Source organism: Desulfuromusa ferrireducens (assembly GCF_055389805.1).
Genome location: NZ_AP042415.1, coordinates 3,202,750 through 3,229,287, shown reverse-complemented (window position 1 = coordinate 3,229,287; position 26,538 = coordinate 3,202,750). Strand labels below are relative to the sequence as shown.

General features: G+C 49.4%; 23 protein-coding genes. 5 read left to right on the top strand and 18 right to left on the bottom strand.

Annotated elements, in window-relative coordinates:
* Nucleotides 1–333 precede the first annotated feature (333 nt).
* The 5 genes from ACZ5PT_RS14475 (at nucleotide 334) to ACZ5PT_RS14455 (ending at nucleotide 7,078) form a co-directional block, all read left to right on the top strand.
* Entirely contained in the window at nucleotides 334–2,595 is a 2,262-nt protein-coding gene (locus tag ACZ5PT_RS14475) for an NADP-dependent malic enzyme (protein WP_464263740.1), read from the top strand.
* A gap of 136 nt (nucleotides 2,596–2,731) precedes the next feature.
* Nucleotides 2,732–4,120 (top strand): threonine synthase, encoded by a 1,389-nt coding sequence (gene thrC / locus ACZ5PT_RS14470; RefSeq protein ID WP_464263739.1) that lies wholly within the window; start codon nucleotides 2,732–2,734, stop codon nucleotides 4,118–4,120.
* A gap of 111 nt (nucleotides 4,121–4,231) precedes the next feature.
* Complete coding sequence (locus ACZ5PT_RS14465) at nucleotides 4,232–5,050, top strand: mechanosensitive ion channel family protein (protein WP_464263738.1); 819 nt, start codon at nucleotides 4,232–4,234, stop codon at nucleotides 5,048–5,050.
* A gap of 325 nt (nucleotides 5,051–5,375) precedes the next feature.
* Nucleotides 5,376–6,173, top strand: a complete 798-nt coding sequence (locus tag ACZ5PT_RS14460) for a cytochrome c3 family protein (protein WP_464263737.1) — start codon at nucleotides 5,376–5,378, stop codon at nucleotides 6,171–6,173.
* Between the two features lie 20 nt (nucleotides 6,174–6,193).
* Nucleotides 6,194–7,078: a cytochrome C gene (locus ACZ5PT_RS14455; protein ID WP_464263736.1), complete on the top strand. Its 885-nt coding sequence runs from the start codon at nucleotides 6,194–6,196 to the stop codon at nucleotides 7,076–7,078.
* Between the two features lie 214 nt (nucleotides 7,079–7,292).
* Here the strand turns inward: ACZ5PT_RS14455 and glnA are convergent, their stop codons facing one another.
* The 18 genes from glnA to ACZ5PT_RS14365 form a co-directional block, all read right to left on the bottom strand.
* On the bottom strand, nucleotides 7,293–8,702 hold the full coding sequence (gene glnA, locus ACZ5PT_RS14450) for a type I glutamate--ammonia ligase (RefSeq protein ID WP_464263735.1): 1,410 nt from the start codon (nucleotides 8,700–8,702) through the stop codon (nucleotides 7,293–7,295).
* Nucleotides 8,703–8,784: 82 nt separating this feature from the next.
* Nucleotides 8,785–9,123 (bottom strand): P-II family nitrogen regulator, encoded by a 339-nt coding sequence (locus tag ACZ5PT_RS14445; protein ID WP_464263734.1) that lies wholly within the window; start codon nucleotides 9,121–9,123, stop codon nucleotides 8,785–8,787.
* 247 nt (nucleotides 9,124–9,370) lie between these two features.
* Nucleotides 9,371–9,901: a ferredoxin domain-containing protein gene (locus ACZ5PT_RS14440; protein WP_464263733.1), complete on the bottom strand. Its 531-nt coding sequence runs from the start codon at nucleotides 9,899–9,901 to the stop codon at nucleotides 9,371–9,373.
* A gap of 97 nt (nucleotides 9,902–9,998) precedes the next feature.
* Complete coding sequence (rlmD, locus tag ACZ5PT_RS14435; protein WP_464263732.1) at nucleotides 9,999–11,312, bottom strand: 23S rRNA (uracil(1939)-C(5))-methyltransferase RlmD; 1,314 nt, start codon at nucleotides 11,310–11,312, stop codon at nucleotides 9,999–10,001.
* 8 nt (nucleotides 11,313–11,320) lie between these two features.
* Nucleotides 11,321–12,595 (bottom strand): diaminopimelate decarboxylase, encoded by a 1,275-nt coding sequence (gene lysA / locus ACZ5PT_RS14430; RefSeq protein WP_464263731.1) that lies wholly within the window; start codon nucleotides 12,593–12,595, stop codon nucleotides 11,321–11,323.
* Between the two features lie 24 nt (nucleotides 12,596–12,619).
* Nucleotides 12,620–13,081, bottom strand: a complete 462-nt coding sequence (locus ACZ5PT_RS14425; RefSeq protein ID WP_464263730.1) for an Lrp/AsnC family transcriptional regulator — start codon at nucleotides 13,079–13,081, stop codon at nucleotides 12,620–12,622.
* Nucleotides 13,082–13,195: 114 nt separating this feature from the next.
* Complete coding sequence (locus tag ACZ5PT_RS14420) at nucleotides 13,196–14,176, bottom strand: calcium/sodium antiporter (RefSeq protein WP_464263729.1); 981 nt, start codon at nucleotides 14,174–14,176, stop codon at nucleotides 13,196–13,198.
* A 98-nt stretch (nucleotides 14,177–14,274) separates the two neighbouring features.
* Nucleotides 14,275–15,009, bottom strand: coding sequence for a metallophosphoesterase family protein (locus ACZ5PT_RS14415; protein WP_464263728.1), 735 nt, complete (start codon nucleotides 15,007–15,009; stop codon nucleotides 14,275–14,277).
* Between the two features lie 20 nt (nucleotides 15,010–15,029).
* Nucleotides 15,030–15,242 carry an RND transporter gene (locus ACZ5PT_RS14410; protein ID WP_464263727.1) on the bottom strand — a complete coding sequence of 71 codons (213 nt, stop codon included), beginning with the start codon at nucleotides 15,240–15,242 and terminating at the stop codon, nucleotides 15,030–15,032.
* Between the two features lie 78 nt (nucleotides 15,243–15,320).
* On the bottom strand, nucleotides 15,321–15,821 hold the full coding sequence (locus ACZ5PT_RS14405; protein WP_464263726.1) for a zinc ribbon-containing protein: 501 nt from the start codon (nucleotides 15,819–15,821) through the stop codon (nucleotides 15,321–15,323).
* 612 nt (nucleotides 15,822–16,433) lie between these two features.
* Complete coding sequence (locus ACZ5PT_RS14400) at nucleotides 16,434–16,631, bottom strand: hypothetical protein (RefSeq protein ID WP_464263725.1); 198 nt, start codon at nucleotides 16,629–16,631, stop codon at nucleotides 16,434–16,436.
* A 214-nt stretch (nucleotides 16,632–16,845) separates the two neighbouring features.
* Nucleotides 16,846–18,228, bottom strand: coding sequence for a sodium:solute symporter family protein (locus tag ACZ5PT_RS14395; protein WP_464263724.1), 1,383 nt, complete (start codon nucleotides 18,226–18,228; stop codon nucleotides 16,846–16,848).
* An 83-nt stretch (nucleotides 18,229–18,311) separates the two neighbouring features.
* A complete protein-coding gene (hemL, locus tag ACZ5PT_RS14390; RefSeq protein ID WP_464263723.1) occupies nucleotides 18,312–19,595 on the bottom strand; it encodes a glutamate-1-semialdehyde 2,1-aminomutase in 1,284 nt (427 codons plus the stop codon).
* 39 nt (nucleotides 19,596–19,634) lie between these two features.
* Complete coding sequence (gene gap, locus ACZ5PT_RS14385; RefSeq protein WP_464263722.1) at nucleotides 19,635–20,687, bottom strand: type I glyceraldehyde-3-phosphate dehydrogenase; 1,053 nt, start codon at nucleotides 20,685–20,687, stop codon at nucleotides 19,635–19,637.
* 72 nt (nucleotides 20,688–20,759) lie between these two features.
* Nucleotides 20,760–20,900 carry a plasmid mobilization protein gene (locus ACZ5PT_RS14380; protein ID WP_464263721.1) on the bottom strand — a complete coding sequence of 47 codons (141 nt, stop codon included), beginning with the start codon at nucleotides 20,898–20,900 and terminating at the stop codon, nucleotides 20,760–20,762.
* A 49-nt stretch (nucleotides 20,901–20,949) separates the two neighbouring features.
* On the bottom strand, nucleotides 20,950–22,788 hold the full coding sequence (locus ACZ5PT_RS14375; protein ID WP_464263720.1) for an aldehyde ferredoxin oxidoreductase C-terminal domain-containing protein: 1,839 nt from the start codon (nucleotides 22,786–22,788) through the stop codon (nucleotides 20,950–20,952).
* A 144-nt stretch (nucleotides 22,789–22,932) separates the two neighbouring features.
* Complete coding sequence (locus ACZ5PT_RS14370; RefSeq protein WP_464263719.1) at nucleotides 22,933–23,184, bottom strand: MoaD/ThiS family protein; 252 nt, start codon at nucleotides 23,182–23,184, stop codon at nucleotides 22,933–22,935.
* Nucleotides 23,181–26,198, bottom strand: coding sequence for an NAD-glutamate dehydrogenase domain-containing protein (locus tag ACZ5PT_RS14365; protein ID WP_464263718.1), 3,018 nt, complete (start codon nucleotides 26,196–26,198; stop codon nucleotides 23,181–23,183). Before ACZ5PT_RS14365 ends, ACZ5PT_RS14370 begins: the two co-directional genes overlap by 4 nt.
* Nucleotides 26,199–26,538: the final 340 nt, after the last annotated feature.

Genomic DNA, 26,538 nt, shown 5'->3' with positions numbered 1-26,538 from the left:
GCCACAATATTCTTCTTTTCAACTAAAACACGATCTCATTTATTACCAGATGGCTCATACCGGCAATCTATGTATCTGAATTAAAAGGGCTAGTCAACCATTGTTTATTTTTGGCACTACCATTGCGACAGCACAAAAAACAGCTATATTTTTACAGGTATAAGTTTGTGTTTGACTTTTTTTTAGTAAAACTATAAATTTTTACTTTAAGTATAGCTAAAGAATTACTCATTATTTTCAAATGGAGCTAAACTAACAAAGAGAGCAGCTCATTCATCTCTAACCAAATGCTCTCAAAACTGGAAATTTCCCGCTACAGGAGGACTCACATCAATGTCTAATCGTCAAGATGCCCTTGATTATCACAGTATGGGGCGCAAAGGTAAGATCGAAGTTATCACCACTAAGCCATGTGCGACCAGCCGCGACCTTTCGCTGGCCTACAGTCCCGGTGTAGCCGAACCCTGCCTGGAGATTGAAAAAGACCCTAACATGGCCTACGAATATACCGCCAAAGGCAATCTGGTTGCGGTCGTGTCCAACGGGACCGCCGTACTCGGTCTTGGCGATATCGGTGCCCTGGCTGGCAAGCCGGTCATGGAAGGCAAAGGCGTACTGTTTAAGAGCTTCGCCGATGTTGACGTTTTCGATATAGAACTGAACACCAAGGATTCGGATGAATTGATCCGCACCGTCAAGTTGCTGGAACCGACCTTCGGTGGCATCAACCTTGAGGACATCAAAGGCCCGGAGTGCTTCTACATCGAAGAAGAGCTGCAGAAGATCATGGACATCCCGGTCTTCCATGACGACCAGCACGGCACGGCGATTATTTCCGCAGCTGGCATGGTTAACGCCCTGGAGATTGTTGGTAAAGAAATTAAGGATGCAAAAATCGTCGTCAATGGTGCCGGGGCGGCAGGAATTGCCTGTGCGAACCTAGCAGTCACCATGGGAATCGACAAAAACAATGTCATTCTCTGCGATACCAAGGGTGTTATCTTCAAAGGTCGCACCGTGGGGATGAACCCCTACAAAGAGCGTTTGGCGGCCGAGACTGACGCCAGGACTCTGGAAGACGCCATGGTCGATGCCGATATTTTCTTCGGTGTTTCCGCCAAGGGCGCCCTGACCACTGATATGCTCAAATCGATGGCCAAAGACCCGATCGTTTTTGCCATGGCCAATCCTGATCCGGAGATCACTCCTCCCGACGCTAAAGCCGTACGTGGCGATGTCATCATCGGTACCGGCCGTTCTGATTACAACAACCAGGTCAACAACGTACTCTGCTTCCCGTTTTTGTTCCGTGGCGCCCTCGATGTGCACGCCAGCGCCATCAATGCGGAGATGAAGCTGGCCGCGGTTCACGCCCTCGCCAATCTGGCTAAAGAAGATGTGCCCGATTCGGTTCGCCGGGCCTATGCAGGCGAAGACATCAAATTCGGCCGCGAATATATTATCCCAAAACCATTCGATCCACGCGTGCTGTTGCATGTTGCGCCGGCGGTTGCTCAGGCAGCGATGGATTCCGGAGTTGCCCGCCGTCCGATTCAGGACATGGACAAGTACAAAGAACGCTTAGAGGCGATGCAGGGGCGCTCCAAAGAGATCATGCGCACTATGATCAACAAGGCCAAGGCTGATCCAAAACGCCTGGTCTTCCCGGAAGGTGACGAGGAAAAAATTCTGCGCGCCGCACAGATCCTCATCGACGAAAACATTGCCAAACCGATCTTGATTGGTAATGAGCAGGAAATTCGTGAAAAAATCGCCGAATACAAATTGGAACTAAACGGTGTGGAAATCATTGATCCCGACACCCACCCAAAACGTGGTGACTACATTGATGAGTTGTTTAGAAAGCGGCAGCGCAAGGGTGTTACCCGAGCTGAAGCCAAAGGTAAAATCAAAAACAACCGCCACTACTTCGCCTCAATGATGGTGGAGATGGGCGACGCAGATGTGGTTCTAGCCGGCATCAACCACCACTACCCGGAAACCATCCGGCCTGCACTGGAAGTAATCGGCAGAAAAGAAGGTCTTTCAAAGGTCCATGGGCTGTATATGCTGGTCACCAAGAAAAAGACTGTTTTCTTCGCGGACACCACCGTCAATATGGACCCGACAGCTGAAGAAATGGCTGAAACTGCCATTTTGACAGCAGAAAAAGCCCGACAGTTTGATGTTGTGCCGAAAGTAGCCATGCTTTCTTTCTCCAACTTCGGTAGTTCCGATCATCCACTCTGCCAAAAAGTGAAGAAAGCGACCGCATTGGTCAAGGCCCAAGCTCCAGACCTGATTGTAGAGGGCGAAATTCAAGCTAATGTGGCTCTTGATCCTGAGTTGACCGCAGAGCAGTTCCCCTTTTCACAACTCAAGGGCGACGCCAACGTCTTCATCTTCCCAGACCTCAACTCGGGGAACATCAGCTACAAGTTGCTCAATAAATTGGGAGAAGCAGAAGCTGTTGGTCCGATCCTGATGGGGATGAAAAAACCAGTACATATCCTGCAACGCGGGGATGATGTTTCCGATATCATCAACATGGCAGCCGTTGCCGTGGTCGATGCGCAGGAAGCAGCCGAAAAATAAGCAATCTGTTTGATCTAGAAAAAGAAAAAAGGGAGTACTCTTAGATTGAGTACTCCCTTTTTCTATTGGAGATGACTTCCCATCGATCAAGCTTCCTGATAAGATGCCGCTCCGAATATATCAATAAGGAGAATCGATGAAATACTGTAGCACTCGAGGCAAGGTACACGGACTCAAATTTACCGAAGCAGTCATGATGGGCTTGGCGGACGATGGAGGCTTGCTGCTACCGGAGGAGATTCCGACATTGTCAAAAGAAGAGCTGGCCAAACTCAGCCAGCTCCCCTATCCCGCCTTGGCCTTCCAGATCCTGTCTCGTTTTATCGACGATATTCCAGCAGACGATCTGAAGCTGCTAGTCGATCAATCCTATGCCAGTTTTGACCATCCAGAGACGACCCCGGTTGTAAAGCAAGACGATCTTTACATTATGGAACTCTTTCATGGGCCAACACTGGCCTTTAAAGATGTCGCCCTACAGTTTCTTGGCAACCTGTTCGAGTATCTGTTGGATAAATCGGGTCGACGGATGAATATTATCGGCGCGACCAGCGGTGATACTGGCAGTGCCGCCATTTATGGCGTCCGCGGTCGGAAGAATATCAATATTTTCATCCTGCATCCCAAAGGTCGTGTTTCACAGATTCAGGAACTGCAGATGACCACCGTCACCGATGAAAATGTTTTCAACCTTGCCATCGAGGGGAGTTTTGACGATGCCCAGGCGATCGTCAAGGAAATTTTTGGTGACCTCGACTATAAACAGCAACACGCGCTAGGCGCCGTAAACTCCATCAACTGGGCACGCGTTCTGGCTCAAGTTGTTTATTATTTCTATGCTTGGTTTCAAGTCAACAAGAAGACCGGAGCTAAAGAAATTGAAGTGTCAGTACCGACCGGAAATTTTGGTGATATTTTTGCTGGTTACATCGCAAAGGAAATGGGTGTGCCGATTCGACGCCTAATCCTCGCGACCAACTCCAATAGTATCTTGAGCCGCTGTGTCGAAAACGGCGATTATTCGACAGCCGATGTGCACCAGTCGTTGTCACCATCGATGGATATCCAGATTGCCAGCAACTTTGAACGCTACCTTTTCTACCTGTACAATAAGGACACTACTGCGGTCTGCAACGCAATGGAAAGCTTCAAGCAAACCGGCCGACTTGAGTTTTCTGCAGAGCAAATCAAAACAGTACAACAGACCTTTGCTGCATCAGCTGTCGATGATTCAGAAACCCTGCAGACGATCAAGAAATTCTACAAGGAAACCGGCTACATTCTCGACCCTCACACGGCAGTAGGAGTAGAAGCAGGCCGCAGGGTTCGGGATAGCAAGCTGCCGCTCGTATGCCTATCGACGGCACACCCTGCCAAATTCGGTGAGGCAGTTAAGTCAGCAATCGGCCGTAACCCCGACATACCTGCAGCATTAAAGGGAATAGAAAAACGTCCCAAGAGAATGAAAACGATTGCTGCAGATACCGAGTTAATAAAGAATTTTGTAGCTAAGAATTCTCTTTAATCTCTTTTATGCAATCACTGGAAAATAAAAGTTTTTCTGTTAATATTTAGCTCCCGATAAACACTGGTCGGGAGCTTTCTTTTTGACTATTAAATTAATGGAGGCACAGTTATGGAAAACATCTCAACTGAGAAGATTATTGATCTTGTTCAGAGTTACGGGTTGCCCATCATTTGGGCGATTGGCATCTTCATCATCGGACGGATTGTCGCTAGGGTTGTCTCTAACGGTGTCGGTAAAATGATGATCAAGAGCAAGGTTGATGAAACCTTGGTAAAGTTCGCCAAAAGTATGATTTACATTGCCCTGATGGTCTTTGTTATCCTTGCGGCCATCGATAAAATTGGCGTCGAAACAACCTCTTTCGCTGCGATTATTGCCGCTGCCGGTCTTGCAATTGGGTTCTCACTCCAAGGGACCCTCGGCAATTTTGCTGCCGGTGTCATGCTGATCATGTTTCGCCCCTTCAAAGTCGGTGATTTTGTTGAAGCTGGAGGCACTGCTGGGGTTGTCGAAGAAATTCAGATTTTCAGTACAAAAATGAAATCAGGCGACAACAAAGAAATCATCATCCCCAATGGGCAAATTATCGGCAATATTATTACCAATTATTCGGCCAAAGAAACACGTCGCATCGACCTGGTCATTGGAGTTGGTTATAGTGACGACCTGAAGAAGGTTCGCTCAGTGTTAGAGGATATCCTCAGCAATGAAGAGCGGGTTCTGGCTGAACCAGAGTCAACAATTGGCTTGCTCGAACTCGGCGAAAGTAGTGTTAATTTTGCCGTTCGCCCCTGGGTAAAAACTGGCGATTACTGGCCTGCCCTGTTCGCTCTACAGGAAGAGATCAAGTTGCGTTTTGACCAAGAAGGGATTTCAATTCCGTTCCCGCAACGGGACCTGCACATTGTCAACGAAGTCGCAGCCTAGCCGATCCCCTAAAAAGCCGCTGAAAATCTGATCAGCGGCTTTTTTTCAATTACAAATCCATGCATACAGTATACAAAACTAACAACAATTCCCAAGCCTTTCGATCTATGACGTAGACATAAAAATATCCATATAAACAATATGTTACAAATGACTGGAAAAGACTTGAATTAAGCCTTGAGCCTTGCTATAAACTGCCATTATATTTGTTATCTAAGACGCTATAAGTGGACACAGTACCCGCTAGCTCTTACTGATATATTTGTAGCAATTTCTACATTGTCATGTTGTACATGACTTAATCCAATTAAAACCAGGAGGCACAATGCAAAATCAATCGGTTACCATTTTGACAACCCTGCTGGCAGTCATCTTTTGTGGGATACTGCTTGCGTCCGGAACAGCATTCGCACAACCAATGCTCAGCGTTGACGATTGTGCAAAATGTCACGAGCTGCAACCGCGTGAAATTGAAGAAGCTGGTGCCGCCCACAAGGAACAGATCAACTGTCAGGAATGTCACACCGGCCACCGCCCGACCAGTGCGGCAAACATCCCAGCCTGTAGCGTATGCCACGATGGCTCCGACCACTACACCTTGGAAGATTGCATGCGCTGTCACAACCCGCACCAACCGATGCGCGTCGTTCTCGAAGGCGATCTTAAAGCCGAGTGCCTCACCTGCCACACCGATCAGAACGAGCAACTGGTTGCCAATCCGAGCATGCACACAGAAGTTGCTTGTAACCTGTGTCACGCTGACACCCACGGCAACATTCCAGAATGTGCTGTTTGCCACGAGCCACACGCAGAAACGATGACTCAGACCGATTGCGCAATCTGCCACGAAGTTCACCAACCGCTGGTCCTCAACTACCCAGACACAACCCAGAACGTTCTCTGTTCTGCCTGTCATGACGGCGCCTACGATCTGCTCATGGCAACCAACACCAAGCACCGTGACGTTGCCTGTGTCTCTTGCCATGCGACCACTCACAAAACCGTCCCAGCATGTAGCGAATGTCACGACCTGCCTCACGCTGAAGGCATCCATGCGAAATTCCCCGAGTGCGGCAGCTGTCACAATACTGCTCACGATCTGAATAACTTCAGCGGGAAATAACTTAAATACAGGACAAATAAATGAGTAGCTACATTCATCTTAAATACAAGATAGTGGCACTTATTGCAGCCTTACTGCTGGTCGCCGGGGTGGCAACTGCCACCCTGGCCCAACAGGCTGCAACACGGGTAACGCTTCCACCGCAGGATGCAACCCTGTACGCCACGGACCCACAGCCGCTGACAATTGCTCAATGCGGCCAATGCCACACCAAGCATTTTGGCGATCTCAAAAATGCAGGCGGCAAACATCAATTTGACTGCCGTGAATGCCACGAAGTCTTCCATGCGTACAATCCGCTAAAGAAAAATTACGCGGAAATAATGCCATTATGCGCGACCTGCCACGGACAACCACACGGCGACAAGCATGTGCAATGCATCAATTGTCATGAGAATCCACATGCGCCGAAACGGGTACCGATGACTCACATGCTCGCCGGTATCTGCGCTGATTGCCACAGTTCGGAAGCTGCAGAACTTCAGCAGTTTCCAAGCAAGCATACAGAGCAAGCCTGCAATAGCTGCCATCACAATCGGCACGGTTACATTCCGACCTGTTCGGAATGTCATGAACCGCATTTTGAAGCGCAGGCACAAGCGACTTGCATGCAATGTCACCCGGTTCACCAGCCGCGTTCAATTGCGTTAAGTACTGACGTTGACCTTAAAACCTGCAACGCCTGCCATGATGGCGTCTATAGCAAGTGGCAAGGGACCGTAAGTAAACACGGTCAGGTTGGCTGCGCTGAATGTCATACCGAGCACGGTATGATCCCTGAGTGCAGTAACTGTCATGAACCACCAGATTCACATGCGGCTAAACTGCTGGAGATGTTCCCCAAATGTTTAACTTGCCATTTGGATGTTCACGATCTCCCAGTTAAAAAAAGTAGAAACAAGTAATATTTGATAAACGCAAAAAGGCCCCATCGAAAACGATGGGGCCTTTTTGCGTGCAACTATAAACCGTTTACTCAAATACACCCAGCAGTCACAGCAGCGACAGTTAATAACCTGCCGTACCAAATGATTTGTAACTGATATTGACTTATTAATTTTCAACAAAAAAAGCCCCCAGCTAATGCCAGGGGCTTTGTACTAACTTAGAAATATCTAGTTAGCAATCGTAGTAGAGTGCGAACTCTTCCGGACATGGACGCATCCGGACTGGATCAACTTCTGCTTCCATCTTATAGCTGATCCACATCTCGATAACGTCTTCAGTGAAAACGTCTCCCTTGAGCAGGAAGTCATGATCCTTCTCTAGATTAATGAGCGCATCTTCCAGAGAAGTTGCGACACAAGGGATGTCCTTGAGCTCTTCAGGAGAGAGGCCATAGATATCTTTATCGAGCGGCTGACCTGGATCGATCTTATTCTCAATACCATCAAGACCGGCCATCAACTGAGCAGCAAAGGCGAGATAGCCGTTAGCTGCGGCATCAGGGGTACGATACTCAACCCGCTTTGCTTTCTCGTTGTTGGTAACCGGGATACGCAGGGAAGCGGAGCGATTACGGTTGGAGTAAGCCAGATTGACAGGAGCCTCAAAGCCAGGCACCAGACGCTTGTAGCTGTTAGTGGTCGGGTTAGTAAAAGCACAAAGGGCCTTAGCGTGCTTCATGATGCCGCCGATGTAATACATGGCCATTTTGGAGAGTCCGCCATAGCCGTCACCAGCAAAGAGGTTCTTGCCGTCTTTCCACAGGGATTGATGGCAATGCATACCAGAGCCGTTGTCATTGAAGACTGGCTTAGGCATAAAGGTCACACTCTTACCATTACGGAATGCAACGTTCTTGATGATGTATTTAAACCACTGCAGATGATCACCCATAGCTAACAGGCTGTCAAAACGCATATCGATTTCGATCTGGCCACCGGTGGCAACTTCGTGGTGACCACATTCGATAATCAAACCAGTGTCCTGCAGGACAGTCATCATTTCATTACGCAGATCGACCATGCTATCGGTCGGAGCGCAGGGGAAGTAACCTTCTTTGTGACGCGGCTTGTAACCCAGGTTAGGAAACTCTTCGCGACCGGTATTCCAAATACCCTCAACAGAATCAACCGAATAAAAAGACTCGTTGGTGGTTGAGTTATAGCGCACGTCATCAAAAACGAAACACTCAGGCTCAGGACCGAAGTAAGCAGTATCGGCAAGACCAGTTGACTTCAAGTAAGCTTCGGCCTTCTGAGCGATGAAACGTGGGTCACGGCTGTAACCTTCACGGGTAATCGGATCGATGATGTTACAAATCAGACTCAGCGTAGTCATCTCAACAAACGGATCGATCTTGGCAGTAGTCGGATCAGGCATGATCAGCATGTCCGAATTGTGAATCGGCTGCCAACCACGAATCGAAGAACCGTCGAAGCCAATACCCTCTTCAAAAATCTCATCACTGAACTCACCAATCGGGGTGGTGAAGTGCTGCCAAATACCGACAAAGTCGAGGAATTTATAATCGACAAACTTAACATCATTTTCTTCTGCAAATTTTACTACATCAATCGGGGTCATCAGTCTTTTCTCCTTTGAAAGTCTTTTTCATGCAGAATTTATCTGCAACACAAACATAAACATAAACATAAACATAAACAAACTAGAGCGCGTCTTCGCCCCGCTCACCGGTACGAATTCGCACAACTTCATCAATTGGAGTTACAAATATTTTGCCATCCCCGATACGACCGGTTTTAGCTGCTTCTTCGATGCTACTAACAACCTGTGCGACCTGGTCGTCGGAAACAATGATTTCCATTTTGATTTTAGGAATAAAATCGACAACATATTCGGCACCACGATATAGCTCAGTGTGCCCTTTTTGACGACCGAAGCCTTTGACTTCACTCACGGTAATTCCCTGGATTCCTATTTCGTTCAGGGCTTCTTTGACTTCGTCCAGTTTAAAAGGCTTTATAATCGCCTCAACCTTACGCATATCAGCTATCCTCCGCTATTAAACTTAGGTTTGGCCGGAACTTACGCGGTAATTCCCGACACCAATCGACAAATTAGTTGCAAAGAGCTTGCCACCCACCTCAACCATGAGATGCTACCATTTTAAAGCTATATTTCAAGTAGATACAGGATCTATTAAATCTGACGACGGTCGCTGCAAATATTGATCGATGACGATACGCACAAAAAAAAGGCAAACAATGTGCATGCTGCACAATACATAAGCACTAGCCGCGATCAAAAAATGGACTTTTCGCCGTAACAGACAGGGGGATTCCGTACGCAATTTGAATGTCAGTACCTAGAGTTTTCAAAACGATAGCAGCTTTACCTGCGGAGTACATGACTCGATTGTCGATTCTTAGATCAGCTGCAATACTAACGGCAGAACCGACTGCAATACCCAAATCGCCAACATTAAAACTGCAACAACCACCAGCAGCCAGCATGGTGGCACAATCATCAAAACCACAAAAACCACATCCAGGAATTTCGAGCGGTTCCTTGCGGGTGCCAAGCAGGACCAACAGTTGAACAGCATCGACGTTGTTGGCATCGCGATGGAAAAATGGCAGGTTCTGCTCGTCACCGATCTGTCGCATCTGCCTGGCAATGGCATCCTTTTCGGCTCCGCTTACAATCGCAGTCGTCAGCAGATCTTTACCTTTGCCCTTAGGCGCTGTTCTGGCCGCCATACAAATCTGTCGCGCCGCAGACAATAAACCTTCAGCTTCAATTTGATGATCGAGCAACAACATGGCAATTCCTAACGAATAATTAAAACAGAAAGGTAAAAAAGGAGACTAACCATAGTATCCCTACCATTTAACTGCAAGAAAAACTAGGCAACGCTAATCAAGCGGGTCGATATTCCAACACAGAGAGACTTTCAACATGAAAGGTCTGAGGAAACATGTCGAATGCCTGACTAGAAAGCAGATGATAACCGCCAGCCAACAATGGCTTAAGATCCCTTGCCAGGGTTTGTGGATCGCAGGAAACATAAATAATTTTGGCGATTGGTCGTTGTAATAATTGCTCAACGACCGCGTAAGCACCGCTGCGTGGCGGATCAAGGACCAAGAGATCAAAATCGGTTGTAAATTTCTGTAATGCCTCCTCGGCAGGCAAAGTGTAAAAATCAACATTATTAATACCATTCTCTACGGCATTTCGTTTTGCCATATCAATCGACGGAGCAAAATCTTCCACCCCACAGACACCCTCCGCCTGACGAGCTAAGGGCAGAGAAAAGTTTCCCATACCGCAATAGAGATCGAGTATTTTCTCTGCCCCGGTAAGTTGTGCAGCATCCAAGACGGCTGATACCAAGCGCCGGTTTTGCGCGAGATTGATTTGTGCAAAACCGCCAGCAGCATAGTTAAGGTGAAGTGCCGGCTGGTCAACCTTGATTTTCAAATCACCATGACCGTGAACCTTAATCAGGGATTTTTCTCTACCAGTGCGAATCAGAAGACCGAAACTGAACTGCTCGGCTAAAGGCCTTATCAGCGACGCCAAGTCAGCCGCTTGCGGACCTCGATAATGCACGACCGCACGGGTCGCCATTTCATCATCGATAGCCAAGTCAATTTGCGAAATATGCTGGGCATAAATACTGGGTGCGATTTTTTCTCGCAGTCGAACCAACAACTGATTCAGCCCTGGTGCCATCAGCGGGCACTGATCGATTGCGACAACAAAGCGGCTTTTTGGCTTAAAGAAACCGGTAATAAAACCAGCGGCAGAATTAAAACACTTCACTTGTACCCTGCTGCGGTAACCGAATTCTTCGTCAGAAGGAACAATGGGCTGCAAAAACTGTGGATCGACTCCCGCCTGCCGTGTCAGGGTATCGGCAAACTGGCGTTGTTTCCAATCAAGCTGCTCAGCATACGGTAGTTGTTGCCATTGGCAGCCACCGCACTGTTCAGCAACCGGACAAGGAGCTGTCCGGCGCTGCGGTGATGCCTGCAAAATTTCAACAACTTCCGCTTCGGCGTAGTTCTTTTTTTCTTTGGTCAGCCGAACACGAACGACATCTCCCGGAAAGGCACCGGGGACAAAGATCACCCGCCCCTGCTCTCGAGCGATGCCGTTTCCACCGTTAGCAAGTGATTCGATCTGTAACGGTCCGATCAACAGACCGGTTGTTTTTCTTTTTATCAATACGCTACTCAGGTTGTCTTTGGTTTGAGGTTGTCGGTATCAAACTTCAGGGTGGCGAAGTAATCTTCGACGCTCTCTTCACGACGAATCAACTCGACACTACCATCAGTGCGCAGCAGCAACTCTTTCGGCCGCAGGCGACCGTTGTACTGAAAGCCCATCGCGTGACCGTGAGCACCGGTATCATGCAGCACCACCAAGTCACCTTCTTCTATCGTGGGCAGTTCGCGTTGAACGGCAAATTTATCGTTGTTTTCGCACAGAGAGCCGACCACGTCATAGACCTCAGTCCCACGCTCAGCCTGATTGTCTTTAGCGATGACATCAACATGATGATAGGCATCGTATAGTGCGGGACGCATCAGTGATGACATGCAGGCATCAACCCCAACATACTTGCGATAGGTCTCTTTCTGGTTGATGGCGGTGGTGACTAAACATCCGTGCGGACCGGTCATAAAGCGACCACTTTCCATATACATCCGTGGTGCATAGCCATGCTTTTGACGAAAAGCGTCGAACTGCGCGATGATCTCTTGCGACATTGCGTCAATATCAAGAGGCTTTTGCTCCGGCTGGTAGGGAATGCCGAAACCGCCGCCAATGTTGACGAATTCAAAACGGATTCCTAATTCAGACTCAACCAGCTCACTGATCTCCAGTACCATCCGCGCGGTTTCAACCATGTAAGTGTAGTCAAGTTCATTGGAGGCGACCATGGTATGCAAACCGAAACGCTTCGCGCCACGATCCCGAGCCATACGATAGGCATCGACAACTTGCTCGTGGGTCACGCCGTATTTGGCCTCGACAGGATTTCCGATGATCACGTTCCCTGTGCGCCGCGGACCAGGATTATAACGGAAGCAGATCAGCTCCGGGAATTCAGGAACCTTATCGATCAGCGAAATATCATCCAGATTCAAGACGCAACCACCTTCGGCAGCAGCCATCTGGAATTCAACCGGATCGGTATTATTCGAGGTAAACATGATGTCTTCACCTCGAGCACCGAGTTCGCGGCTCATAAGCAGTTCCGGGATCGAACTACAGTCGGCACCAAAACCCATTTCGAACATCAATTGCAGGATTCGCGGGTTCGGCAATGCCTTGACGGCATAATACTCACGAAAACCCTCGATGGCGGAAAAACTCTTCTTTAACGCTTCACCGGTAGCACGGATGCCGGCTTCATCGTAAATATGAAAGGGAGTTCCATAGTGATCAGCCAATTGATCGATGATCGGGTAGAGACGATCCTGAAATCCTTGTGACATGGGCATGACAATAACTCCTAAATAATTGATTTAGCGATTCAAATCTATTTTTCTGGTTTCTTTAATTGTATTGAGAACGATATGGGTTTGGGTGGATTTAATCCCAGGAAGCGTTGTCAATTCATCGCGAATAACAACCCCCAATTCTGCATTGTCGGTGACACGTAACTTGAGCAAATAGCCATCCACACCGGCAATCTGATGAACTTCCTGAACACCGGTAACGCCACTCAAGCGTGTCGCCAATTGCTCATCTGCTGAGACACTGACCTGAACAAAGGCCATCAGCCCCTGGCCGAATTCCTTGGGATTGAGGCGAACTTCGTACCCCTCAATAAAACCCCGCTCCTCAAGCTTGCGAATACGTTCGAGGACCGCCGAAGGAGCCATGCCGACCTGACGAGCGACCTCAGCATTGGGAATTCGCGCCTTTTCCTGAAGTATCAGCAGAATCTGATGGTCAATATCGTCGATTATTCTCTTAATATCCATATTGTTAGAATGTTATTCGCATGGCCGGAAAATGTCAACTTTACAAGATAGCAATGTCAGCAACATGGAAGATGATACGAGAATATTTGCAGAAGCTGGTGATGAACCCTTCAATTAGGCAGCTGAGATCATCTGGGTAATCAGGTAGCCGTTATAAGTGAGATAAACCATGACTAGTGCCGCCCCTTCCCAGCGATTAATCCTACCTGCCCCGCGAATTCCAATCCCGAAGACAAACAAGGCCAGAGTCAGTCCAATCATTACAGTAGAGTCACGCCAAAGGACTTCCGAGGCGACCTGCATCGGGTGAATGGTCCCAGCGATACCAACCACCGCAAGGGTATTAAATAGATTGGAACCGATCACATTACCGAGGGCAAGATCGTGTTCCCCTTTACGGGTCGCCGCAAGAGCCGATGCCAGCTCAGGCAAGGAAGTCCCGAGGGCGACCACGGTCAAACCAATGATCAGGTCACTGATGCCAAAAGAACGCGCGATCTCGACCGCGCCCCAAACCAGGATACGAGAGCTCAACACCAACAAAAGCATGCCGACAATCAACCAGGTGATCGCTCGCTTCAGTGGCATCGGTTCGATCTCAAGAGTCACATCAACATCGGCGGACAGAGTGTCCTGACGATGCCGCATTCCCTGCCAGATTGACCAGCCCATCAAAACGGCAAATAAGCCGAGAAGGATCCAAGCATCCAGGCTGCTGATATACCCATCGACAAGTTGACTAACAGCAAAGACGGTCACCACGAGCAAAATCGGCAACTCTTTGCGCAGCAAACTGGATTTGACGGCGATCGGACAGATCAGCGCAGTTAAGCCAAGAATCAGTGCAATATTTGAAATGTTTGAGCCATAGGCATTGCCCAACGCCAGGCCAGGATTGCCCTGTGCTGCTGAAAAAGCAGAGACCACCATTTCGGGAGCCGAAGTACCAAAACCGATGACAACCATACCAATCAATAACGTCGGCATCCCCGCGTGCAAAGCAGTTGCGGCGGCACCATCAACAAAGCGATCAGCACTCCAGACCAACAAAAGCAATCCGCCAACCACGGCAATAACAGCGAAAGTGAGAGTCATAAATAATCCTGAGAGAAAACATTGATAATTGTGCGTACGAAAGATGACATAGACACGTTTGCGCTACAATTTGTCAAGTAAAAGGGAGAATCATTGGCTTATAAAATATTGGGGGCAACCTGCCACAGTTCTTGCGTCAAAACATCACAAGCGGTCAAGCTTCCGTTATAACCAGCGCCGGTATCAAGATTGATTTCTAATCGATCAAAATATGGCACCGCAACCGGGGTATGACCATGAACGACCACCTTATCCCACCGCTTATCAGCTTTCCAGAGGGGGGATCGCTCCCACAAGAAAGTCCGGTTGTCAGTTTTTCTTCCTGTTATGTCGTCTGGATCAACCCCCGCATGAACGAACATGAATTGTTGATAGTGAAAAAAGAATCTGGTTTGCCGAATAAAATCAAGATGGGCTTGCGGGAGTTCAGAAAGAACGCGACAGGGATCAATTGCGCTTTGTTTTGCATCATAAGCAGACAGGGTTTCTCGGCCGCCGCAGGAAACAAAAAAATATATTGCTGCTGGCAGACCGTTTATCTGCTTCAAGAAAAAATCATTCAGCCAATTATTTTTGCCATTTCCTTTCTGCTCGGCGGCACCTATCGCATCCAACAACATCTGTTCATGATTGCCGCGCAAAAAAATCGTGCGTGGAAACTGCCGCTTAAAACGGATAAACAGGTCCAAAACCGCAGGAGTATCTGGTCCGCGGTCAATATAGTCACCGAGAAACACCAACTGATCATCGGGCCGAGGAGCAATCTTCGCCAACAATGCTACCAGCAGCTCAAAATGCCCATGAATATCTCCGACCGCTATCAGACGAGACATATTTCCTCTGTCGTCAGCCCTTACTTTCCGGCCAGAGTCAGTTTTAACGCCAACAACACAATGGGCGTCGCATGCAGCAGTAGGTCAAAGATATCAACAGAACGGACAAGCTGACCGTTCAGCAATAACCGCACCTTCTCAAACAGGTGCGGTTCGGGGACAAAAGGCGCAGCACCAAGCAATACCGCCGCCGGCAGCAGAATCGCATATGGAATATTCTCTAAGAACTTCATATAACCTAAAACAAAGCAGTCAACGTAATAAAAACTCTTAACAGGTCTCGGATAAGTTCATCCCCTGCTGCTGGTCAGTCAATAGGACTTACTGAAAATCGTTTTGTGGCAAGCAGGACAAGGCGGAATTTTCACTGTCGATTTAATATGCACCTCTTTTCCGCAGCCCTTACAAGTCAACGTGCCCGGGCTCGTAACTTCGCCAGTCTTAAACTCCAGAACCTGCTCCGATTTTCCAGCCAATTCATTTAATGCGTCGGATGCGGTTCTTAACAAACGAGACAAACCGCTCTGCATTCCAGCAACAAGCCGATGAGGCTCGACTGCATTTATAACTGAATCTCGCGCCTGCTGAGCTTTCTTTCCAACCTCAGTAAGATCACGACGCAGGAAATTGCCGACTTTCTCAGCCTGATCACGCGTATATTCCCCCCCGGAGGTCACTTCATCCCCGGCTTTCTTTAGCGCTTCATCAAGCGTCTTACGCCCTTCCTGCAGAATTTCTGCAGCACGATCAGCTAATTTTTGGTAGAGACCAACATCCTCGTGCTCTTCTGTATTTTTCTTATCTTCTGTCATGACGAACCTCCTGATTTATTTGCAACGAACAATCACTAATTGATCTGTCCATTTTATCAACTCCTGGCCAGTACTCAATCAATGTCATTACGAAGTCATCACAATAAGCTAAATTAAGCTACGCATTGTGCAGCAATCTGAAAATGCGCTATAATGGCCTCAACAGCTGATCAATGCTGTTAACCCGAGCAAAGGAGGTCGCCTATCGAAGCTAAACCTGATCCGATGTGCTTATGGTACACCCATCTGGTGGCGAAAGCTTGCCGGACAAACCCGTGATTAGGGTACGTAGATAGGTAAAACGAAGGCCCGCGAAAAACTATGCGGGCCTTACATTTTTAGGCGTGACCAAACAATCAGTTTTGAGCAAAAATCAAGAGTACCCCTGATCCTCTCCAGGGGCCGATTTCATCAAAGCGACGGCTAGAATTGCAAAAGGCCCGAGTATTGCTCCAAGAACGGACCACAGCAGGACACTTCGATTCTTGCCTTTAGCCAAAGAGCCGGCAGCAGCAGCGAAAATTGCAGAAACAATAAAATACTCCACAACATCCTCCCTTTTTATCCTCTTGCACAGTCTAACTTTTCAGTTTTCAGTTGGCGGGAAACTTATCACCCACCTGTCCACCACTTGTAGGCAAACGTCCCAATTGCACTCAGCACCACCATTTCCAAGATGAACAACCAGAGAACAAGTTTTTTCTTCCCCTTCCGTTGGCGAAGAGTCTCAGGCAACAGACCATTAAAGTCACTGGACATATTATCCCAAGCTTCCTTAAATACGCTGTCACGTTGTTTTTTCTTGGTCATAACGAAATCCATAAGAAAATATGATTTTATCATTATAGGGACAGAAGTAGAAGTTGAGTTTCTAATCTGAGAGATGACAACAAAGAAGGCAAGCTCTTTTCAGCCGAGATGGATAATCTCAACACCTGGCGGGTGAGATTCACAAAAAACGCAGTGTATCGGTAAAAAGGGGGAAAACATACTCTGACCGGACTCAATCGCGGAGGAATAATTTTTACGATCGAGAACGACTAAATTGCGTAACGATAATTCCTACCACAAATAAAATCGCCGAGACACCCAAGCCGGTATAGAGCGGCGGTAAAAAATCAAAATGAAACACTCCGGCAATAATTACACAGGTCGGAGCGATAAAGATCGACAGAGCGCCGAAGTGGCGTAAATTGTAGCGACTGAGGAAAATCGCAAACAGCAGTGGAAAACAGAGGGTGGCACCACGCAATCCCATCGACAAGAAACTCCAGTCCATTATTGCCGACCCCAGATTGAACAGCAGCAGGACAAAGGCAACCAACACGATGATCGATGTAAGCCCTCTAAAAAGCAGCAGTTCGTTGCGTTGAGCTACGAGCCAACGCTGTAAAACATCAACCCTGAGAGTCGTCGCCACACCCAGCGCCAAACCGGATGCAGTGCCAACGGCGGCAATCAGTAAAGTCGCAAAAGCAACCCCGGAAAGTGCCATCGGGAAGTTTAGCGATATGAAGGTCGGCAAGGCCAGAGCACTCTCCAAACCCGGGGAACTCTGGCGCATGTAGAGACCGACCAGCACACCCAACAAGCCGAGGGGTGGTATCATAACGGCACTGAAAAACGCACCACGACGAGCACATTTACCATCGTTGGCAGAAAAGATCGCCTGCAGGTAGGTTTGAGTGGAAATTACTCCAACCAGCATTGAGAGCAGATCGGACACCCCTTCCCTGACCCCATAGCCAAACAGGCTGAACCAGGGGAAATCTGGAAAACTTGTTCGTAATGCTTCCCAGCCACCGGCCTGATGCAAAGCCAGCAAGCCAGCGCTAATCATGGTCAGGTAGATCAAAAACATCTTGATAAGACCGGTCACCCCGGCGGCCTTCATCCCGCCACCGAGCGTGAATAGGACCACCAGAAAGGCGGAAATTGCAGCACTCCAGAGTAATGACAGGTCAAACAGTACCGCGAGAATGGCGCCACAGGCTAACAGTTGCGCGACAATCTGAATGAACATTCCTAGCGCGGAAAACAGACTGGCGGCAACCCGGGCACGCTCACCGTAATAGCGGGAAATAAACTGCGGAATGGTTTCAACGTTGCTTTGTCGCAAAGGGATAGCGAGGAACAGCGCGAGGAACAAACAGGCCAGCCCCGCTCCAAGGGTAAACCACCATGCTGACAGACCGTAAAGAAATGCCAATTGCGCAGTGCCAATGGTCGAAGCACCACCAACCAATGTTCCGGTAATCGCGCCGGAAACATGCCAACTTCCTGCCTTGCGACCGCCGAGGGAAAAATCTGACCCAGTTAGCGCCTTGGATTTTCCTCCCCATGCAAAAAAGAGGATAACCAGCAAAGTAACAGAAAAGGCAAGCAAAAATGAAGGATCAGTTCCCAACTAAAATTTCCACACCAGAAAAGAGACGTTATCAATAACTGACAAATCAAGTACGGGAGCCGACAAAGACTCACGCTGACAATTTAAAGTGTCGCAAAAACCTTACGAGCAGCATCTACAGTCCGATCGAGATCGGCCTGACTATGTGCGGCGCTCATAAAACCGGTTTCAAACTGGGACGGAGCCAGATTGATTCCCGCTTCGAGCATGCCTGAGAAATAGCGTGCAAATAGTCGGGTATCGCTCTTTAAAGCGGCGGCAAAGTTATTGACCGGTCCGGGATTGAAAAAGAGTGTGAACATTCCGCCGATCCGCTGCCAACATGTTGACAAGGAAGAACCTGCCGCAACTTCAAGCAGACCATGTTCCAAGTAGGCGCTCTTCTCTTCGATCAGGTCGTAAAAGCCTTCCGCTTTGATCAACTTCAAGGTGGCAATACCAGCACTCATCGCCAAAGGATTTCCGGACAGCGTGCCGGCCTGATAAACATCACCTTCCGGCGACAAGCAATTCATGATTTCCCGCTTTCCACCAAAGGCACCGACTGGCAGACCGCCACCGATGATTTTGCCGAAAGTGACCAGATCGCCACGAACTCCAAAACGCTCCTGTGCTCCACCGTAGGCGACCCGAAAACCGGTCATCACTTCATCAATTATCAGCACAATACCGTTTTGGTCACAAAGCTGACGCAAACCTTCGAGAAAACCGGCAACAGGCGGCACACAGCCCATATTTCCTGCAATCGCCTCAACGATAACACAGGCAACCTCATCTTGATTTTCAGCGATCAGTCCGGTCACATCAGCGAGATCGTTATAGGTCGCCGTCAGGGTATGCTTGGCAAAATCAGCCGGCACGCCCGGAGAGGTCGGCACCCCCATGGTCGCCATGCCGCTACCAGCTTTGACCAACAGACTGTCGGCATGACCATGATAACAACCTTCGAACTTTACGATTTTGTCACGACCGGTGTAGCCGCGCGCCAGACGAATTGCGCTCATGGTCGCCTCGGTTCCCGAGGAAACCATGCGCACCTTTTCGACGTTGGGATAGGCATCACAAACCAGCTCAGCCAGCTCAATTTCGACTTCCGTCGGCGCACCAAACGATGCTCCCGAAGCTGCTGTAGTTTGTATTGCCTCAACAACTTTAGGATGGCAGTGACCAAGAATCATCGGCCCCCAGGAACCGACGTAATCGGTATAGACATTGCCGTCGACATCATAAACCCGACAGCCTTCGGCCCGCTTGATAAACAGCGGCTCTCCACCGACCGAGTTAAAAGCACGAACCGGACTGTTGACTCCGCCGGGGATACTTTTTTGCGCCCGAGCAAAGCATTCTGCTGATTTTATATGTTGCACGATATTACCTCTCTGCTAACAACTAAAAATGGCGTCTTATCACACCGAAGCGCGCAAAAAATTATCCAACCACTGATCTTGATTTTCTTGATTGCGCAAACGAACGAATTTGACCAGATCGACCAGCCGATTAGAGTAGCCCCATTCGTTGTCATACCAGGCGATCACCCGCACCATATTGTCACCGACAACGACGGTCGACGGCGCATCGACAATCGCCGACGCTGGATTGCCGGTAAAGTCTTTTGAAACCAGCGGCACCTCACAGTACTCCAGTATCCCGGCAAGGCTTCCTGCCGCCGCTTGCTGCATGGCCGCATTGACCTCTTCGGCAGAAACCGGGCGCTCGGTTTCTACAACCAAGTCGATCAAAGAGACGTTCGGCACCGGAACGCGAACTGCCATGCCGATCAACTTCCCTTCCAATTCGGGCAAAACGGCGGTCACCGCCTTAGCAGCACCGGTGGTAGTCGGAATAATCGACTGACCGGCAGCACGGCCGCGACGCAAATCAGCCTGCGGAACATCATGGATGACCTGTCCGTTGGTGTAGCAGTGCACGGTATTGAGCAGCCCCTTGACGAAACCGAACTGCTCCAATATTACTTTGGCAACCGGAGCCAGGCAGTTGGTAGTACAGGACGCATTGGAGAGGATGCGGTGCTCATCAGGAAGATATTGCTCCTGGTTGATACCCATGCAGACGGTCAGATCGGCATCACGGGCTGGAGCACTGATAATCACATTGGCGGCGCCGGCCTGCAGATGCTTTTGCGACTGCATTCGATTGGTATAGCGCCCACTCGACTCGATGACAATGTCGACATCCAGTTCGTGCCACGGCAGCTTTCTGGCATCCGGCTGGCGAACAACCCGGACGTCTTTGCCGGCTATCGTAAAGAAATCCTCTCCGATCTCGATATTTTGACTGAAGCATCCATGTACCGAATCGTAACGCAGGAAATGCACCAGAGTCGGCACATCAACCAGATCGTTAATCGCGACGATTTCAATCTCTGCGTGATCAAACGCAGAGCGAAAAAAAGCCCGGCCAATGCGACCAAAGCCGTTTATGGCAACCCTAACTGGCATGAACTAATACCTTTTATATGTGATAGTTAACAGGTCATTCTTAATGCAAAGAATTGACTTGCATGCTTGTGACTATTTAAGGATATCGAGCTTCTTCCGCAACAATTGTGAAATGCTGACACCTGATTTTCGTGCTTGCTCAAGCAACACATCCCGCTCTTCATTATTAACCCGGAAAGAAATAACAAACTCGCTTGCTTTTTTACTTTTCATGAACTTTTCCATTCACCTACAAAGATTGTCTTGTCCGCGACCAATGAACTCAGTCGAGAATTCCTTCTAACTGCGGTTCGAATATTTCCCAAACCCGCATCTCCAGTTCGGCGAGAAATTCCGGGCTGGTGATATTCGGCAACTTGATGTTCGGGTTCGGATCTTCATGCACTTCGGCCGGCAGACAGAATTCAGCCTTGCTGTAACCCTGGCGCAACTCTAAGGCCAGACCGCGCAAGAAGGCCCGATGGACGGCACCTCGGATCGCATCGGTCGTTACCTCAAAACCGAACTCGCTTTTCAGGCAATCGACGACCATTTCGGTGCCGATGCCTTTGGCGATATCGAAGAATTTACACAGACCGATCATGTCAAAGCCGACGATATGCAGCTTGTCTTCGGTAATCCCTTTGACCCAGGACTCGATATCCGCCTTGCCTTCGCGGGTTAACAGGCCGTAGGTCCCCATCGACATGTGGCCACCGGCAATCGCCCAGGCGTAACCTGGATTGGTTTCCGGCTGGTAGGCGGCAATCTCCAAACCCTTGACGTGATATGCGTAGGAGGTCTCGCCGCAACTTTCCGACAGACGCATCGAGCCTTTGCCGATTTCCGGCAGTCTGCCCTCCCCGGCTTCGATAATCAGCTCGCGCGCCTTTTGGTAATCGTCAAAGGTCGCGCCGTTGAGAATCGGTTTTTCTGGATGACGCTGGTTGTAAGCCATCGCATAGGAGATGGTGACACCAAGGGAGATGGAATCCATGCCGTAATTGTCGCAAAGTTGAATAAGTCGGGCAGCCTGACCGGCTTCGTGAATGCCGATGTTGGTACCGAGCAGGTTGAGCGGCTCGTAATCGAACTTGGCCAGAAACTCACCACGGCTGCCATCGGCGTTCTTTTCGGAGATATTGTTATGGCAGGTGATGCCGCAACGGTAGCAAGCCTCGGTCTTGATATCGTAGTTGGGCTCGACGTTCTCGCGGAACAGCTGCTCGGGGATAGCGTTGCCCTGCGGCCGGAAGTTATTGACCGGCACGGCGTGGAATTCCTGCAGTACGTCGTAGGCGGCCCAGGTGCCGCCACCGCCGCCACGTTTTAAGGGCTGGATACGCGCCGAGCCACCACCTTTGACGACATTGAGATTGACCTTTTTGACCGCTTCGCTGAGCTTGCTGACTTTATCTGTACTCTGCGCCACCAGGGCGAGAATATTCTTGTAGCCCATCAAAGAACCCATACCGCCACGTCCGGCGAAACGGCACTTGTCTTCCTTTGATTTGAGCTGATTTTCCGTCGACAGGGCGACTGCGCCCATGTAGTTATTCTGCCAATTTTCACCGGCCTGACCGATGGCGGCAAAGTGAGCGTTATCGTACTCTTTTTGCAGCGCCATGATCTTGTCGTGGGTCGAAAGGCCAAGCAGATGCTCGGCCGACTTCAGTTCGACATGCGGGCCGTCGGCGGTCTCTTTGATTACCGCGTACAGCGGTTTGTCGGAACGGTTCTCGAAGATCAGCTCATCGAGTCCAGTCCACTTGAACTTGGCGCCGAATTTACCACTGCCGGTCGCCCACATCGCCGCCGGCAATCCCGCTTTTGAGCCCTTGATCGGACTGTAACCGGAAAAATAGGTACGCATGGCGGTCATAGCACTGCTGCCGGTCAGCAGACCAGTGTTGACAATCAACGGGTTCTGGTCACAATAGGCAGCCTCAATTTTGCGTTGCGCCAGATCCTGAAAAGAGCGGCCGAAACCACCGAGCACATCTTCCAGGTTGCGGCACGGCACATCGGCATAAACCATCTCGCCAGTGTGCAGATCAACGGTGCAACGTTTATAGGTGACCGCAGCAGGGTTTGCGGCAGGATCAGTTGTGGTAAAATCCATAAAAAAACTCCTTCAAATTCAATAGACATTTAGGCGACCCACGGGTCGCCCCTACAAAACCAACAAGAGGCTCGGTAGGGGCGAGGCATGCCTCGCCCGCATGTCAGCAGAAAAAATCGATAGCTTCAGTAGGCAAGGAAGCAATTAGCCACCACCCAAAATCGGCAGCAAGGCCAGAGTATCCCCTTCGCTGAGCGCATCTTCGATGCGTGCGTGCAAACCGTTTATCAGCAGCGTTCCCAAAGATCGCCGGGGGATCTGCAGCTGGTCGACAATTTCAGCAATTTTGGTGCCGACAGGGTACTCTGCTTGTTCTTCTTTAAAACGATCGGTACGAAAGGCCCCGATAAGCCGCACCTTCACCTGCATACCATCACTCCCTTGCTGGACTGTCACAAAGATTCCAATTGACCCAAATGCCCTTCAATCATCTCCATGTAGCTGGCCTCTTCATTACTTTTGTAAATCATCGAAGATGCTATTTCGCTGGCCAGGATCGCATATTTGATTTTTACCGGCAGCTGATCGATGCGATTGCGGAACCGGCCAGTTTTGCCGATCATACGCGGCAGATGCAGCAGGATGGCCTTCCGATAAAGCGGTTTATCACACAGCTCCGGATTGTTCTGGAAAAAACGGAACAGGCGAGAATAATGTTCGTTGATCTCCGTACTGATAGCCGCAGAAACCTCGGTGTAGAGAACCGGCGCCTGACAACGCTGAGCACGGCGGAAGATCAGCTCCGCCTCGTCTTCGGCGCGACGATTGAGAATATCGATAACGTCGGATACATACTCGGCCTTGTTGGCAAGAAACTCTTTTTCGGTCAGCATCAGGTTGGCAAGGATCTCGTACGAGGACGAGATAACCCCGCACTTATTGGCCGAAGCATCACGTAGGATGACAACGCCCCGTTGCTGCAGCTCAATCCGTGCATCAGGGGTAATAAAGGAGTTAGCGCCCTCAACGATAATCTTTGCGCTTGGCACCCCTTTTTCATCGAAGAAACGTGCGCTGTTATTGCTGTCGATGGTTTCCGGACGGCCACCGGCAGGAATAAACAGATCGGTGCTGACGGTGAACATCAGCTGGTTGTATTCGCGATAAAACTCATCATTGGTCACCCACTGTTCTTCAACACCTGCGCCGGTGGCGACCATCTTCTTGAACAGAGTGCGCAGTCCGTCCTGACGAACCTGATTGCGATAAAGCAAGAAACCGCCCGGATGCAACGCTTGTGGGTCAAACCAATCGATGTCCTGTTGCAGGACGATGTCGGCTAACGCCTGATGATCGGCGCCTTGTGGGTCGTAGAAAGCACCGCTCCCATCGACAATCATGCAGATTTTAACCTGTGGGCAACGCTCCAACATCAACTGCATGGCATTGCCAGCGACATCGCCATTCGGTCCACCGGTCAACTTTACGGTGAAAGGATCATTGTGCATGTCGATGCCGAACTTGCCCATTGCCACTTCAGCGAAACGCACGACCCCGGCCGAGGTCACGCCGAATTCCTTGTGATTGATACCGACCTTCTTGCTCGACATGATACCGGTGCCAAGCAGATAGCCACGCCGTACCGCCTGTTTGGCAATCAGCTCAACCATGACATCGTGCATGTTCTCATCCGGGCCCAGTTCGATCGGCTCGTCCTCGCCATAATAATCAACGACACGCGGATCCTTGGCGCGACCATTCTCGGTGACAAAGATATCGAAAAAAGCATTGATAAAACCGTACTGCAGCTTATAGAGACGAGGAATCAGCATCTCTTTATCGAGGTTGCCGCCGGCATCAAGGACCGCAACCATCTTTGAGCCACCCTCGTAGATATCCTTATTTTTCAGATGCTGGGTGTGGGCGAGGACGTAATTCTCCTTGAACACCGTGTTAGCGGCAGTAACATAGTCATCGCGCCCTTGGGTAATCAGGGTTCGCCAGCCACCACGGGCGATATCGGAGAAACCGATATGATAGCCAGTGCCGTAACGGCCATAAAAGAAGGTGACGCGAAAGGGGCGCTCCGGCGGCAAGTCGGAAATAAAATCGCCACCAAGCTGCTCCAGATAAACCGGATCGAGGCGAAACGCCAGAGCATGTTTCTGCGGTACGAAGAAATTGGTTTTTAAGGTATTGCGAATAAAGATCAACGCACAGTTGAAAATTCGCCGCCGATATTTATCCAGAAAACGCCGACCGGTATTGTACTGCTCGATCAGCTGCTCAGTTTCGACCAACAGCTTGGCATATTCTGCGTCACGCTGCTGCTGGGCAGGATCAAACCGGACGCGGAAAAGTTTAACCAATTGAAAAGCAATGTCGGGATGGTTATGGAAGGCCCGCATCACCCCTTCCAGATCATAACTGTCAGGGTGGGTGTGCGCCATATTGGTGTGACAGAAACCGACCATAGCACAAACCAGCGATGCGTCGGTGCCACTGGCCAGCCCGGTCGGTACCAGCTCGCGATAGGTCTGCGAACAGGAGCGTAAAATCTGAGTATTATACAGTTCTTCCTGCAAGAGACCGTAGAGATCCGAATCTTTATCGATCCGCTCGCCATCAACAGTGGTGACGTAAAATGAAGACAGAAAATAGGGATGGGTGCCGTTACTGATGGTCAACCCGTAGGCTCGCTCAACCGAAACCTCGAGCCGCTTGAAAACCTCCATCACCTGAGAGAGAAAATCTTTCTCAGGCGGGTTGCCGACACCAAAGAAGAGCCGTGATTCATTCTCCAGCCCTTCACTTTGGTCAGGCACTTCCAGATCAAGATAAATCCCATCGTGGACCCGCGTCTGCTGATAGATCCAAAGCATCCGGGCAACCCGGCGGGCCGGCGAATCCAGAACATAAGGCTGATTATTCAACCAGAGGATCGACAGTAATTTATCGCGCTGAGCATGATCAAACTCAGGATAATAGGCTTTCAGGGCAGCGCTTATCTGCTGCTTTATCTTCAGCGGAATCTTCGGCGCTTCGGCATCGGCGATCTCGCGATGCTTCTTGCGGTCAAATTCATATTTTTGAATTCCGAGGAACTGCTCAGTCCCCGGCAGCTTTTCTTTCGAATCGGTAAATTCGGCAAATGAGATCTGTTTTGCCTGCGCTATCTGTAGACTCTCGCAAAGTGATCCGGGCTTATTCAGTCCCGCCAGAATAAGAGTTTTCTCGCGGTCAGCAAGAATCATCCGCCGGTTGTTCTTTATCCCGGTCAAGCCATAGGCCAAAGTCGCCAGCGCATCCTTTTCGTCCTGCATGGAAACGAAAAAATAGGGATGCATTTTCTCTTTTAGCCAGAGCAGATTGTCATTCATCTGCGCATACTTGTCATTGATTGACTGCAAAAAGTCTGGACTCTGTAACTGAATCTCATTTTCGATGGTAGCGCTGCTTGCGTTACTCATTTTGAAAGCTCCTCTTTCGCCTTGAATGATAGCCCGTAAATGAAACCTGAATTTCAGCGAAGAGAACGAGCATAAGGCGTGCCAGCAGTATACGCTTTGGCAAAGAAATTCGTTAAGCAGGACAAAGGCGATAGGAGTGACGGCTGAAAACCATTACCGCAAATGGATTTATCGCTATTTTACAGTCAGTTACGACGGCCAATAAATATCGTCAACGTGGCAAGAAAAACAACGATGGAATTGATACGCAGCCAGCAGACCAAACCAACAGCCGCAAACAGCAAAAAACGCCAGTCGACGCGGATGCAGTTCTGCATTCGTATCGACTGGCGCAAGTTGT